This window comes from Pseudomonas sp. RGM2987, assembly GCF_022952855.1.
In the GTDB taxonomy this organism is placed as follows: domain Bacteria; phylum Pseudomonadota; class Gammaproteobacteria; order Pseudomonadales; family Pseudomonadaceae; genus Aquipseudomonas.
In genome coordinates, this window is sequence record NZ_JALJDX010000174.1 from 1 (window position 1) to 14,301 (window position 14,301).

Below are 14,301 nucleotides of genomic sequence, written 5' to 3' on the forward strand. Positions count from 1 at the left end.
CCCCCGCTCCCACAGGGGATTGATGGCGGACCGGACGTCCGGACCGCCTCGACATCACTGCGGGAGCCCGCTCCCACAGGGGATGGGTGGGATCAGTGAGAGTGACGCGGCACCTCGGCACCGCGGCAACCGACCAGGAAGTCGAAGTCGCAGCCCTGGTCCGCCTGCAACACGTGGTCGATGTACAACTGGCGGTAGCCACCCACCAGCAATTGTTGCGGCGGGACGAGGTCGGCCAGGCGGGCGGCCAGTTCAGCGTCCGGGATGTCCAGGTGCAGACGGCCGCTGGCGCAATCGAGTTCGATGAAGTCACCTTCCTTCACTGCCGCCAGCGGGCCGCCGGCGGCGGCTTCCGGTGCCACGTGCAGCACCACGGTGCCGTAGGCGGTGCCGCTCATGCGCGCATCGGAAATCCGCACCATGTCGGTCACGCCCTGGGCCAGCAGCTTGGCCGGCAAGCCCATGTTGCCCACCTCGGCCATGCCCGGGTAACCCTTGGGTCCGCAGTTTTTCATCACCAGGATCGAGTCGGCATCCACGTCCAGTTCCGGGTCATTGATGCGGGCTTTGTATTCGTCGAAGTTCTCGAACACCACCGCACGCCCGCGGTGTTGCATCAGCTCTGCCGTGGCAGCGGAAGGCTTGAGCACCGCCCCCAGTGGCGCCAGATTGCCACGCAGCACACAGATACCACCGTCCGCACGGATCGGGTTGTCCAGGGTGCGGATGACTTCGTCCTGGCCGTAGATCGGCGCGTCCTTGGTGTTTTCGCCAAGGCTCTTGCCATTGACCGTCAGGGCGTCCGGGTTGGGGATGAGGTTGGCTTCGCCGAGCCGACGCAGCACGGCGGGCAGGCCACCGGCGTAGTAGAACTCTTCCATCAGGAAGCGCCCGGACGGTTGCAGGTCGACGATGGTCGGCATGCCGCGGCCGATGCGGGTCCAGTCGTCCAGGTCCAGTTGCACGCCGATGCGCCCGGCGATGGCCTTGAGGTGGATCACCGCGTTGGTGGAACCGCCGATGGCGGCGTTGACGCGGATGGCGTTTTCAAAGGCTTCCTTGGTCAGGATCTTCGACAGTCGCAAATCTTCCCGCACCATCTCCACTGCGCGCATGCCGGACATGTGCGCCAGCACGTAGCGACGTGCATCCACCGCCGGAATTGCGGCGTTGTGCGGCAGCGACGTGCCGAGGGCTTCAGCCATGCAAGCCATGGTCGAGGCCGTGCCCATGGTGTTGCAGGTGCCGGCCGAACGGGACATGCCGCCCTCGGCCGCGAGGAAATCGTCGATGGTGATGGTGCCGGCCTTGACCTGTTCGCTCAACTGCCAGACCACGGTGCCCGAACCGATGTCCTCGCCCTTGTGCTTGCCGTTGAGCATCGGCCCGCCGGTGACGACGATGGCCGGCACGTCGCAACTGGCGGCGCCCATCAACAATGCCGGAGTGGTCTTGTCGCACCCGGTGAGCAGCACCACGCCGTCAATCGGGTTGCCGCGAATCGCCTCTTCCACGTCCATGCTCGCCAGGTTACGGGTCAGCATGGCGGTGGGGCGCAGGTTCGATTCGCCATTGGAGAACACCGGGAATTCCACCGGGAACCCCCCGGCCTCGATCACGCCGCGCTTGACGTGCTCGGCGATCTGCCGGAAGTGCGCGTTGCACGGTGTCAGCTCCGACCAGGTGTTGCAGATGCCGATGATCGGCTTGCCATGGAACTGATGGTCGGCGATGCCCTGATTTTTCATCCAGCTGCGGTACATGAAACCGTTCTTGTCGGCGATGCCAAACCATTGGGCTGAGCGCAGGGAGGGTTTCTTATCAGACATGATCGATTCTCTTATTGTATGACTATATTGTTCTATCGTGAGCGTAACATAAGCGCAATTTGTCAGGTTTGGAAGTGTTGTTGGGTAAATAGTATTACTATATAGTCCGGCTCAATGAAGGGATTGTCCTGGCGTGCATTCGCGAGAGAAATCCCTCGAGGTTCCATAACAAAAACAATCGGAGACCGGACCCATGAGCCAGGAATTGCGGCTTATCCGTCGCATCACGCTGAAACTGATTCCCTTCCTGATCCTGCTATACCTGATCGCCTATGTGGACCGCTCTGCCGTGGGTTTCGCCAAACTGCACATGGGCGCCGACCTGGGGATCGGCGATGCCGCCTACGGTCTGGGCGCCGGGCTGTTTTTCATCGGTTATTTCCTGCTGGAGATCCCCAGTAACCTGATGCTCGAACGCTTCGGTGCCCGGCGCTGGTTCGCCCGGATCATGATCACCTGGGGCGCTATCACCATCGGCATGGCGTTCGTCCAGGGCCCCCATAGCTTTTATGTGATGCGCTTCTTATTGGGCGCCGCTGAAGCCGGGTTCTTCCCCGGCGTGCTGTACTACATCACCCAATGGTTCCCGGTACGCCATCGCGGCAAGATCCTTGGCCTGTTCATTCTTTCCCAACCCATCGCAATGATGATCACAGGTCCCGTGTCCGGCGGCTTGCTGGGCATGGACGGGGTGCTGGGCCTGCACGGCTGGCAGTGGCTGTTCATCGTCATCGGCCTGCCGGCGGTGCTGCTGACCTGGCCGGTGCTGCGTTACCTGCCCGACGGCCCGCAACAGGTGAAATGGATGGACCAGGCCGAGAAGGACTGGCTGACCGGTGAGCTGAAAAAGGATTTGCAGGAATACGGCCAGACCCGCCATGGCAACCCATTGCACGCCCTGAAGGACAAGCGTGTCCTGCTCCTGGCGCTGTTCTATCTGCCAGTGACCTTGAGCATCTACGGCCTGGGCTTGTGGCTGCCGACGCTGATCAAGCAGTTCGGCGGCAGCGACCTGGTGACCGGCTTCGTCTCGTCGGTGCCGTACATCTTCGGCATCATCGGCTTGCTGATCATTCCGCGCAGCTCTGACCGTTTGAACGACCGCTACGGTCATCTGGCCGTGCTTTACGTGCTTGGCGCCATCGGTTTGTTCCTGAGTGCCTGGCTGTCGGTGCCGGTGCTGCAACTGGCGGCGCTGTGCCTGGTAGCGTTTGCGCTGTTTTCCTGCACAGCGGTGTTCTGGACCTTGCCGGGGCGTTTCTTTGCTGGCGCCAGCGCGGCGGCGGGCATCGCCCTGATCAACTCGGTGGGCAACCTGGGTGGCTACATCGGGCCGTTCGTGATCGGCGCGCTGAAGGAATACACCGGTAGCCTGGCGTCGGGGCTGTATTTCCTGTCCTGCGTGATGGTGTTCGGGCTGGTGCTGACTGGCGTGGTCTATCGGCTGCTGGAGCGCAAACATGTGCTGCCGGCGGATCAGTTCGCGGCCAGCGCCCGGGGGGCTACGCGTAGCTGATTCAGAGGTTGTCCCGATCCACTGTGGGAGCGGGCTTGCTCGCGAAAGCGGTGGGTCAGCCTGCACTCATGTTGAATGTGAAGCCGCCTTCGCGAGCAAGCCCGCTCCCACAGGGGACTGCACGCGGTTCAAGATTTGTTTACAAGGAGAGATCCATGCGTTTAGTTCAGTTCGAATTGCCCAACGGCGAGCGCCGTGTCGGTGTGGTCGACGGCGATCAGGTACGTGAAGTGCTGGGCGCGCAGACGGTGCGGGAACTGGCGCTAGCGGCCATCGCGGCAGGCGTGAAGCTCGAGCAACAGGTCAATGGCCTGGGGTTCGGTGCCGATCATGACTACCCACGCTTGCTCGCCGAGCTGCGCATCCTGCCGCCGCTGGACCATCCGGACCCCGCGCACCTGCTGGTCAGCGGCACCGGCCTGACCCACCTGGGTAGCGCCTCGGCGCGGGACAAGATGCACCAGCAGGCGGGCGACGAGAGCGCCATGACCGACACCATGCGCATCTTCAAGTGGGGCGTGGAGGGCGGCAAGCCCCTGGCCGGCCAGGCGGGCGTGCAGCCGGAATGGTTCTACAAGGGCGATGGCAGTATCGTCGTCCGTCCGGGTCATCCGTTCCCGCTGCCGCCGTTCGCCGAAGACGCCGGTGAAGAGCCGGAAATCAGCGGCCTGTATGTCATCGGCCTCGACGGCAAGCCCTATCGCCTGGGCTTTGCCGTGGGCAACGAGTTCTCCGACCACGTGATGGAACGCAAGAATTACCTGTACCTGGCCCACTCGAAATTGCGCAGTTGCAGTTTTGGCCCGGAACTTCGCGTCGGTGAATTGCCGGAGCATCTGTCCGGGACCAGTCGTATCCTGCGCAACGGCGACGTGCTGTGGCAGAACGAATTCCTCAGCGGCGAGGCGAACATGTGCCACAGCCTCGAAAACTTGGAATTCCACCATTTCAAGTACAGTCAGTTCCTGCGCCCGGGGGACGTACACGTGCACTTCTTCGGCACCGCGACCCTGTCGTTCGCCGACGGCATCCGCACCCAGCCGGGAGATGTGTTCGAGATCAGCCAGGCCGAATTCGGCGCGCCGCTGGTCAATGGCATTGCCCCGGTAGACGCGGTGTTCAAGCCGGGTACTATCGGCACACTTTAAGAGGAGACTTGCGATGAACCAGATCCTTGGCCACAACTACATCGGTGGGGCGCGCAGCGCGGCCGGCCAGACCCGCCTGCAGAGCGTCGACGCGAGCACCGGCGAAAACCTGCCCGGCGAATTCATCCAGGCCACGGCAGAAGAAGTCGACGCCGCCGCCAAGGCCGCTGCCGCCGCGTACCCGGCCTATCGCAGCCTGAGCGCGGTGCGCCGGGCCGAATTTCTTGAAGCCATTGCCGATGAACTGGACGCCCTGGGCGATGATTTCGTGGCCGTGGTCTGCCGTGAAACCGCATTGCCGGCGGCACGTATCCAGGGCGAGCGCGGGCGCACCAGCGGTCAGATGCGCCTGTTCGCCAAGGTCTTGCGTCGCGGTGACTTCTACGGCGCGCGTATCGACCGGGCCCTGCCGGAGCGGACGCCGCTGCCACGCCCTGATCTGCGTCAGTACCGCATCGGCCTGGGGCCGGTGGCGGTGTTCGGCGCCAGCAACTTTCCGCTGGCATTCTCCACCGCCGGTGGCGACACCGCGTCGGCCCTGGCCGCCGGTTGCCCGGTGGTGTTCAAGGCCCACAGCGGCCACATGGCGACGGCCGAGTGGGTGGCCGATGCGATCATCCGCGCCGCCGAGAAAACCGCGATGCCGGCCGGTGTATTCAACATGATCTACGGCGGTGGCGTCGGCGAGTGGCTGGTCAAGCATCCGGCAATCCAGGCCGTGGGCTTTACCGGTTCCCTGCGCGGCGGGCGCGCCCTGTGCGACATGGCCGCGGCACGACCGCAGCCGATCCCGGTGTTCGCCGAGATGTCGAGCATCAACCCGGTGATCGTCTTGCCCAAGGCCTTGGAAACCCGCGCCGAAACCGTCGCCCGCGACCTGACCGCCTCGGTGGTGCAGGGCTGCGGTCAGTTCTGCACCAATCCGGGCCTGGTGATCGGCATCCGCTCGCCGCAGTTCACGGCGTTCACCCAACAAGTGGCTGCGTTGATCGGCGACCAGGCCCCGCAAACCATGCTCAATGCCGGCACGCTGCAAAGCTACGGCAAAGGCCTGCAAAAACTCCTGGCCCACCCGGGCATCGAGCATCTGGCAGGGCGCGAGCAGCAGGGCAACCAGGCCCAGCCGCAGTTGTTCAAGGCTGACGCCAACCTGCTGATCAACGGTGACGAAGCGCTGCAAGAAGAAGTGTTCGGCCCGACCACCGTGTTCGTCGAAGTGGCCGACCAGGCGCAACTCACCGCTGCGCTGAATGGCCTGCACGGCCAGCTGACCGCGACGATCATTGGCGAGCCCGCGGATTTCGAACAGTTCGGCGAATTGACCCCGTTGCTGGAACAGAAGGTCGGTCGCATCCTGCTCAACGGTTATCCGACCGGCGTGGAGGTGTGCGATTCGATGGTCCATGGCGGCCCTTACCCGGCGACGTCCGATGCCCGCGGCACTTCGGTCGGCACCCTGGCAATCGATCGCTTCCTGCGGCCGGTGTGCTTCCAGAATTATCCGGACAGCCTGTTGCCGGAGCCGCTGAAGAATGCCAACCCGTTGGGGATTCTGCGGTTGGTGGATGGGGTGATGGGGCGCGAGGCGCTTTGAGGGTTGCGGTGGGGCCGTTGCATTGAGGTTGAAGGTGCCGGCCTCTTCGCGAGCAAGCCCGCTCCCACAGTGGATTTGCTGCGGATACAAAAGCTGCGTTCGCCGTAGATCCACTGTGGGAGCGGGCTTGCTCGCGAAGGCGATGGTCCAGCCAACATCGAGTCTGAAGTTATGGCCCAAAGCCCATGCCCACATTGGGTTATCATGCCGGCTTTCCCAAAAAACGACCGATCACCATGACTGCCGTAACTGACACTCTGCTCGATGCCCTTCACAAATGCGACATGCTGATCATCGACGGGTTGCACGCATTCGATTTTTCCCTCGATGAGCAGGACCAGTTGCACGTCGAGTGCATGAACGGTCGCACCCTTGAACATTGGCGTTTCACCCCGACGCAGATGCAGGCGGCGACGTTCGACCCGGCCCGCAAGCACTGGATCATCACCAGCGATTCGGGCGATCACCACCTGGAGTGCGTGGCAGCGACCAGCGGCCACGATTATGAGGACGACGAAGATGAAAATGCGTAGTCTCTGGCCGTTGTTGATGGCCGGCAGCGTGGGCGCCATGGGCGTCCAGGCGAGCACCGAAGAGCGCCATCAACTGCTGGTCGGTTCCTATACCGCCGGCCAGAGCCAGGGCATCTATCGCCTGCAATTCGACAGCGCCACCGGGCAGCTCGATGCCAAGCCGCTGCAAGTGATCAAGACCGACAACCCGTCGTGGCTGACCCTTTCGCCGGACATGAGCCGGCTGTTCGTGGTCAACGAAAACGGGCCGGGACAGAAAGACCCGGTGGGCAAAGTCAGCAGCTACGCCGTTGACCCCAAGACCCATGCATTGAGCCTGATCAACCAGGTGCAATCGCTGGGCAACGAGCCGACCCACTCCAGCCTCAGCGGCGACGGCCGACACCTGCTGGTCAGCAATTATTCTGTGGTCGAAGACCCGGGCGGCACCCTGGCGGTTCTGCCGGTAGCGGCCGACGGCAAGCTGTCGCCGCCGGTGCAGTTGAGCAGCCACCGGCCGAGCCGGGTCAATCCCGAGCGGCAGATGTCCGCCCATGTGCACTCGGCGGTGTCCTCGCCCGATGGCAAGTATGTGTTCGCCAACGACCTGGGGGCGGACAAGGTGTTCATCTACCGCTACGACCCCAAGGCCAACCCCGAGCTGCCATTGACCGCTGCCGATCCGGCCTTCGTGCAATTGCCGCCCGGCAGCGGCCCGCGCCATCTGCTGTTCAGCGCCGACGGCAAGCACGCCTGGCTGACCATGGAGATGAGCGCCCAGGTGGCGGTGTTCGACTACCAGGACGGACGCCTGACCCAGCGCCAACTGGTGGACCTGGCGGCCGGCAAGCCTCAGCCGGGCAGGGCGGCCGCGGCATTGCATGCCTCCAAGGACGGCAAGTTCCTCTACGTCAGTAACCGGGGCACCACCAACGAAGTGCTGGTGTTTGCCATCGACCCGGCGGCCGGCACGCTGAAAGAGCTGCAACGGCGCTCCGTGGAGGGCGATCATCCCCGGGAGTTCAGCCTCGACCCGAGCGGCAGATTCCTGTTGATTGCCAACCAGAAGAGCAACCAGATCGTGGTGCTCGAGCGCGATCCGAAGACCGGCCTGCTGGGTAAAACCGTGCAGAAACTGCCGATGGATGCGCCGAGCGACTTGAAATTCATGGTCCGTCAATAGACCGCAGGCCCCGTTGTCCGGGGCCTGCGCCGTTGTATCAATGGCGCTGATATTCGCTAGCAGTGCAAAGCATTTCAAGACGAGACGCCTCGGCGCGTAAGTTTGCTTCACGGCCCAACCGGGCATGACCGCCAACTGAATCCGAGGACTACCGCCATGAATCTGAATCTCTTCTCCGTGATCGCCGCTTCCGCTATTTCCGCCACCGTGGCTCTGCCAGCCAGCGCCAGCATCGAGATCAGCAACCGGAAAAACCACACCCAGAGCTACACCGAGAAATACCTGCAACAGAGCGCCAACTTCTACGCCGCGCTGGATCACAAGACCCAACACTGAGCGACGCGCTGCATCTGAAGCCTGCGATCTTTTCATCTTTCAACAAGAGAAAAGATCGCAGGCTTCGTCGTTTCCAGGGTTCGCAGGAAATCCTGCTGTAATATCACATGGCCATATGTTTAAATTTGACGCTGATAAATTGACACCTTGCCGATAAGGATCGACCCATGGTGATGCGTCTGGCCGTGATGCTGCTGTTTCTTTATTCCACCCCGATTGTGTCTGCCGCCCAACCGGTGCCCGGTGAGCTGGAAGTGGCGCGGGAGCGTTTATTGAGTCTGCTAAGCGATTGAACTTGATTGCTTTTGTGGCGAGGGAGCTTGCTCCCGCTCGATTGCGCAGCAATCGCAAAAAGGGTCTGCTGCGCAGCCCAGCGGGAGCAAGCTCCCTCGCCACAGGGTGATATGTTGGCAGTTAGTTACTTCGCCATGATCGCCACGAACAGCTCGGAATCGAGAAGCCGCTGCAACCAGCGCTGAAGGTTCGGGTAGGGCGCCTGGGCGAACCATTGGCGATCGACATGGGCGAACTGGCGTACGAAGGGCATCAACGCCACGTCCGCCAGACTCTGGTGCTGCGCCGCCAGGAACGGCTGGGTTTCAAGCAACGCTTCCAGCTTGCGCAGAAAACCTTCGCCCTCGGCCCGATAGTGTTCCGCCGGATGCTCCGGATGACGCTCGGGGTATTTGTAGCGATTGAGGTGAAGCTTGAACACTTGGTCGTTTTCACGAATCAACGCCGCCGTCAGCGCTTGGCCGGCGGGATCATCCAGCAATCGCCAGTCCTGCGGATCATGCCGGGCCAAGGCCCAGTTCATGATCTCCAGGCTTTCATCGATCACCCGGCCATCGGCCCACAGCACCGGCACCGTGCCTTTGCTGGACAGCGCGAGCATCTCGGCCGGCTTGGCCTTCAGGCTGACTTCGACAATCTCCAGCTCCTCCGCACTGTAGCGTAGCGCCATGCGTGCGCGCATCGCGTAGGGGCAGCGGCGAAAGGAATAGAGCACGGTACTGCTCATTTCACTTCCACCGTGCTCAAGCCGTTGCCTTGACGCCGCACCTGGATCTGCACCGGAATCCGCTCGTGCATTTCCTGCACGTGGGAAATCACCGCGACCTTACGGCCCTGGGCCTGCAAGCCGTCGAGGGCGTCCATCGCCAGTTGCAGCGACTCCGGATCAAGGCTGCCGAAGCCTTCATCGATGAACAGCGACTCGATCCGCAGCGTGCTCGACGCCATCGAGGCCAACCCCAGTGCGAGGGCCAGGGATACCAGGAAGGTTTCACCGCCGGACAACGAATGCACCGAGCGCAGTTCATCGCCCATCTCGGTGTCCAGCACCAGCAGCCCGAGCATGCTGCCGCCACGCTTGAGGCGGTAGCGGCGCACCAGTTGGCGCAACTGGGCGTTGGCATGGTGGACCAGCAGGTCGAGGTTGTAGGCCTGGGCGAGTTTGCGGAAACGGTCGCCGGTGGCCGAGCCGATCAGGGCATCCAGGCGCGCCCAGCGCTGATACTCGGTGTAGGCCTGTTCGATCTGCTGGGCCAGGGCCTGATTGGCATTTTGCCGGCGCTGATCCTCCGCTTGCTGGGCGCGCAACTCGGCGCACTGGTGCTCGCTGGCGGCGAATTGGTTTTGCAGTTCGGTGAGCGCTTCGGCCAGTTGTTCGGGCGCCAGGTTGCCGTTGTGCTGGGCCTGGTGGTTGTGCAGGCGCTGTTCGCGTTCAGTCAACAGCACGCGGGCCTGCTCGATGGCTTTCTCACTGTTGAGCAGGCGCTGGCGCAACTGGCCGATATGTTGATCGTCGAGGCCGAGCAAGGCGTCGAGGGCGGCGTCGTCCAGTTCGGGGTGAGTGCTGCGCCACTGAGCGATGTCGGCTGCCAGGCTCTGGAGTTCGGCGTCGAGGGCATGGGCCTGTTCCTGGCGCGCCTTGAGCTCGGCGGCCAGTTGCACCAGCGTATTGCGCAATTCTTGCAGTTGCCGGGTGGCCGTCGTCTCTGCGCAACGGGCCTGTTCCAAGGTCTGGTCGAGCTGCTGTTGCCACTGCTCGGCGCTGGTGTGTTCGCCCAGCAATTGCGCGAGGGTTTGTTGGCAGGCCTGCTGTTGCTCGGTCAGGATCTTGAAGTGTTGCTGGGCCGCTTCCAGTTGCTGCACACGAATCTGCTGGCGGTCCTGTTCCTTCTCCAGGGTCTGCTGGCGCTGGAGCTGTTCGCCGAGTTCGTCGCGCTGCTGCTCCAGTTGTTCGAGACGCCGGGCGATCTGCTGGTCGAGCTGCATGAAGGTCGCCGCGGGTTCGCTGCGCAGCGCTTGCAAGGTGTCCGCCGGCAATAGGCTGCTGAAGTGCCCCAGCTCGTCCTCCAGCCGCTGGCGATCGCGGGCCAGTTCCTGTTGCTGATTGCCCAGGTGCTGCGCTGCCTGCTGGCTGGCCGTTTCGGCGTTGCGCAGTTGCTGCGCCAGGCGCGCGGCGTCCTGCTGCAAGGTGAGCAGGGCGGTTTGCCGTTGTTCGTCCTGCTCAATGTGCTGGTGTAACTGGCTGTTCTGGTGCGCCAGCCAGGCATCGCGCTTGTCAGGATCCTGGGCCTGCAACTGCGCTGACAGCGGATGGGCTTCGAGGCTGGGCGCGAGATTCTGTTGCTGCTGTGCGAGTTGTTCCTGCTGCTGCTTGAATTCTTTCAGTTGGGCGATGACGCCGCTGTACTGCGTGCGCAGTTCGATGACTTTTTCATTGAGTAGGTCCACGGCCTTACGGGCATTGGCCTCTTCGGTTTCATCGTGGCGCCCCAGGCTTTGCAGCAGCGCTTCGGGTTGATGGTAAGGATGCTCGACGCTGCCGCAGACCGGGCAGGGTTGCTCGTCCTGCAACTGGGCGCGCAGTTGCTCGACGCTTTCGCTGCGGGCCAGGCGCTGGCGCTCCAGCAGTTCACGGGTCACGCTCAGGGTCTGTTCGGCCACCGTCAGTTCGGCCTTGGCTTCGCCGCCTTCGCGCACCAGTCGGTCGCGTTCCTGCAAGGCCTGTTGCTGGCGTTGGCCGAGTTCGGCGCCGCGTTTGTCCAGCTCCTGCTGGCTGGCCCAGAGCCGGGTCAGCTCTTCGAACGCGCGCTGTTGCTTGCGATTGTCTTGCAGCAGGTTGCCCAGTAGCTGGATCTGTTCGGCCACCGCCTCCGGTTCGGCACCGGCTTCCTTGTAGAGCACCTCAAGGTTCTGACGCTGGCTTGCAAGGTCCTCGGCGGTGCGCTTGGCATTGTGTTCCAGCGCGGCGAGTTCGGCCTGGCCCTGGTTCAGCCGATTGCTGATCAGCACCAATTGCTGGAGGCGATCACGATAGGCGTTCCAGGCCTCGCTCAGCGGTGCCAGCGGCGTGCTTTGCTCAAGCTCGGCGGCGATTCGCTGCAAGCGCTCGGCCACCTGTCTTTGCTGTTCAAGCAGGGTCTCGATCGTGCGCTGGCCTTCGGTGCAGGCTTGTTGCGCTTGTTCCTGGCGCTGGGCGCTTTGGCTGGCGTCGGCAGTGAGACGGGCCAGGGTGCTTTGTTCTTCAAAGGCCTGGCGCAGCAGCGGCGCGCTGTCGGTGCTTTGCTGTTGCGCTGTTGTCATCGCTTGTTGCGCGACGCCGAGGGCTTTCTCCAGCTCGGTCTGTTGCGCATGCAAGTCGATCTGCTGCTGGGTGAGCTGCTGGATCTGCGCCGCCAGGGGCTCGAGTTGTCGGCTCAACTGCGCCTGACGAATGAATTGATGGCGCTGGGGCGCAAGCTGTTCCAGGCGCGTCAGTTTCACCCGTTCATCCGCCAGGGCGTTCCAATCGGCCTGGGCCTGTTGCAGTTGCTCTGCCGCGCTGGCCTGTTCGTCCTGCAATTGACGCAGGTCTTTAAGCCAACTGTGCTGCTGCTCCAGTTGTTTGAGTTGCGCCTGTTGGGCCTTGAGCTGCTGCTGGGCTTCGTTGAAGCGCTGGTCCAGCTCGGCCCGGGCTTCGACGGACAGCGGGGTGATGCCGCTGGCCTGGTCCTGCAACTGCTTGTGGGCTTCCTTGGCTTGCTTGGCCTTGTCGAAGGCGCGCCGACCGAGGCGGGTGTACAGGGCGGTGTCGGTGAGTTTTTCCAGCAGCTCGCTGCGGTCGTTGTCGTCGGCCTTGAGAAATGCACTGAACTCGCTCTGGGCCAGCAGCACGGCGCGGGTGAACTGTTCGAAGTTCAGGCCCAGTGCCGCTTCGAGCTGGGCCTTGTACTCGCCTTTCTGGCTCGCCAGCAGTTGATCGTTGTCCAGGTCGCGCAGGCTCTGGCGGCTGGCTTGCAACTTGCCGCCGGCCTTTTCCCGGGCGCGATTGGCTTCCCAGCGGGCCCGGTAGCGCCGCCCATCGACGCCGCGGAAATCCACTTCCGCATAGCCATCGCCGGTGCCCCGGCGCAACAGCGTGCGCGGATCGCCGGTGGCAATTTCACCGTCGGCGTCCGGGACCTTGGCATCGCGCCCGGTGTTGCTCAGGCGTGGCACGGCGCCGAACAGCGCCAGGCACAAGGCATCGAGCAAGGTGCTCTTGCCGGCGCCGGTAGGACCGGTGATCGCGAACAGGCCGGCGCTGGCCAAGGGTTCGGCAGTGAAATCGATCTCGAACGGCCCGGCCAGGGACGCAAGGTTTTTGAGACGGATCGCGAGGATTTTCATGCTTGCTCGTCCTCCATCTGCACGTCTTGCAACAGCACGGCGAAATCCTTGAGGGTCTGTTCGTCCACTTCGCTGCCATAGGTGTCGTGCCAGGCGCGGCTGAACAGTTCCTGCGGGCTGAGTTGATCCAGTTCGATCAGGCTGGCGGCGTCGTCGGCGCTGGCGTTGCCACCGTTGCCGGCGTATTCGGCAGCGATCCGCACCAGTCGCACGGCCTTGCCTTGCAGCGCGGTTTCCACCTGGTGGCGCAGGTCCGGCTGCGGCTCGTCGAGGCGCACCCGCACTTCCAACCAGGGTTGGCGCTGGATGTCGGCCAGCAGGTCGATGTCCGGCAGGTCCTTGAGTTGCACCAGGATCTCGGCCAGAGGCGCCGGGCCCAGGCGTTGCAGGTTGACGGCCCGGGGAATAAGCCGTGGCTCGACCTTGACCAGGGTTTCGCCATCCAGCGTGATATCGAGGATCTGGTGCTGATAGCCGATCTCCGAGAACGACAGCGGAATTGGCGAGCCGCTGTAGCGGATGCGCTCCTCACCGTTGACCTTCTGTGGTTTATGCAAATGGCCGAGGGCGACGTAGCTGATGCTCGGGCCGAACAGGCTGGCGGGCAGGGCTTCTGCATTGCCGATGATCAGGCTGCGTTCGGAGTCCTCGGAGACCGAGCCACCGGCCATGTGCGCGTGGCTGACGGCAATCAGCGCCTGGCCTTTCTTGCGCTTGCTGTTGGCGGCGGCGATCAGCCATTCATGTACCTGGCCGATACCGCGTAGGTAGTCATCGCCCAGTTGCGCGCCGGTGACTTCGGCCGGGCGCAGGAACGGCAGGGCCAGGCACCAGGCCTTGACCTTGCCCTTGGCGTCGGGCAACGGTAGCAGCAGGCGCTCGACATCCAGTTGCCCATCGTCCAGCCACAACACCCGGCCCAGGGCATGGGTGCGCAGGCGCCGCATCAGCGGCGCCGGCAGCTCGATGCGCGAGCCGGAATCGTGGTTACCGGCGATCATCACGATGGTCAGGTTGGCATTCTGTTCGTGGGCACTGACGATGAAATCGTACAGCCGCTCCTGGGCTTTGACCGGCGGGTTGACGGTGTCGAAGATATCGCCGGCAATCAGCAGCACATCAGGTTTTTCGCTCGCCAGCTGGCGCAGCAGCCACTCGAGGAAACACCCGTGCTCGAAATCGCGCTCCTGGCCGTGCAGGTTCTGCCCCAGGTGCCAGTCGGAGGTGTGAAACAGACGCAAGGCAAACTCCAGAAAACAAGTAATGGCCGCGTGAAGAAAAGCGGCTGAAAAAAGCGGAGTTTACTGGGAAACAACGCAGAGGACCCGCGCAACTTCGCAGTACTCGCCACAAGAGCGAAGAGCTTGCATACAGATTCTGCGCCCACCACAACCCCCTGTGGGAGCGGGTTTACCCGCGAGGGCGGCAGTCCATTCAATATCTGTTTGGCTGACCCATCGCTATCGCGAGCAAGCCCGCTCCCACAGTGATCTGGGTACATACAGATTCTTTACCCGCCACAAA

Annotated in this window: 11 protein-coding genes; 7 read left to right on the forward strand and 4 right to left on the reverse strand. The window is 63.1% G+C overall.

Features of this window, described 5'->3' with window-relative positions:
• Positions 1–92 precede the first annotated feature (92 nt).
• The gene (locus tag RGM2987_RS09565) at positions 93–1,829 is read right to left on the reverse strand and encodes an IlvD/Edd family dehydratase (RefSeq protein ID WP_245140155.1); all 1,737 of its coding nucleotides are present in this window, start codon (positions 1,827–1,829) and stop codon (positions 93–95) included.
• Positions 1,830–2,022: 193 nt separating this feature from the next.
• On the opposite strand from RGM2987_RS09565, the gene RGM2987_RS09570 reads away from it, so the two are divergent.
• From RGM2987_RS09570 to RGM2987_RS27535, 7 genes are all read left to right on the forward strand, one after another.
• On the forward strand, positions 2,023–3,345 hold the full coding sequence (locus RGM2987_RS09570; RefSeq protein ID WP_245140158.1) for an MFS transporter: 1,323 nt from the start codon (positions 2,023–2,025) through the stop codon (positions 3,343–3,345).
• A 155-nt stretch (positions 3,346–3,500) separates the two neighbouring features.
• Positions 3,501–4,493: an AraD1 family protein gene (araD1, locus tag RGM2987_RS09575; protein ID WP_245140160.1), complete on the forward strand. Its 993-nt coding sequence runs from the start codon at positions 3,501–3,503 to the stop codon at positions 4,491–4,493.
• Between the two features lie 13 nt (positions 4,494–4,506).
• Positions 4,507–6,087, forward strand: a complete 1,581-nt coding sequence (locus tag RGM2987_RS09580) for an aldehyde dehydrogenase (NADP(+)) (protein WP_245140161.1) — start codon at positions 4,507–4,509, stop codon at positions 6,085–6,087.
• Positions 6,088–6,323: 236 nt separating this feature from the next.
• Positions 6,324–6,620 carry a DUF5629 family protein gene (locus tag RGM2987_RS09585; protein WP_245140163.1) on the forward strand — a complete coding sequence of 99 codons (297 nt, stop codon included), beginning with the start codon at positions 6,324–6,326 and terminating at the stop codon, positions 6,618–6,620.
• Positions 6,607–7,782 (forward strand): lactonase family protein, encoded by a 1,176-nt coding sequence (locus RGM2987_RS09590; RefSeq protein ID WP_245140165.1) that lies wholly within the window; start codon positions 6,607–6,609, stop codon positions 7,780–7,782. Before RGM2987_RS09585 ends, RGM2987_RS09590 begins: the two co-directional genes overlap by 14 nt.
• A gap of 156 nt (positions 7,783–7,938) precedes the next feature.
• The gene (locus RGM2987_RS09595) at positions 7,939–8,118 is read left to right on the forward strand and encodes a hypothetical protein (RefSeq protein WP_245140169.1); all 180 of its coding nucleotides are present in this window, start codon (positions 7,939–7,941) and stop codon (positions 8,116–8,118) included.
• Positions 8,119–8,285: 167 nt separating this feature from the next.
• Entirely contained in the window at positions 8,286–8,411 is a 126-nt protein-coding gene (locus tag RGM2987_RS27535; RefSeq protein WP_261978327.1) for a hypothetical protein, read from the forward strand.
• Positions 8,412–8,536: 125 nt separating this feature from the next.
• Here RGM2987_RS27535 and RGM2987_RS09600 read toward each other — a convergent pair whose 3' ends face one another.
• Genes RGM2987_RS09600 through RGM2987_RS09610 form a run of 3 tightly spaced genes read right to left on the reverse strand, consistent with a single transcriptional unit; the run spans position 8,537 to position 14,018 of the window.
• Complete coding sequence (locus RGM2987_RS09600; protein ID WP_245140171.1) at positions 8,537–9,139, reverse strand: glutathione S-transferase; 603 nt, start codon at positions 9,137–9,139, stop codon at positions 8,537–8,539.
• Positions 9,136–12,777 carry an AAA family ATPase gene (locus tag RGM2987_RS09605; protein ID WP_245140173.1) on the reverse strand — a complete coding sequence of 1,214 codons (3,642 nt, stop codon included), beginning with the start codon at positions 12,775–12,777 and terminating at the stop codon, positions 9,136–9,138. The genes RGM2987_RS09600 and RGM2987_RS09605 overlap by 4 nt, the downstream gene beginning before the upstream one ends.
• The gene (locus tag RGM2987_RS09610) at positions 12,774–14,018 is read right to left on the reverse strand and encodes an exonuclease SbcCD subunit D C-terminal domain-containing protein (RefSeq protein ID WP_245140176.1); all 1,245 of its coding nucleotides are present in this window, start codon (positions 14,016–14,018) and stop codon (positions 12,774–12,776) included. Before RGM2987_RS09610 ends, RGM2987_RS09605 begins: the two co-directional genes overlap by 4 nt.
• Positions 14,019–14,301 lie beyond the last annotated feature (283 nt).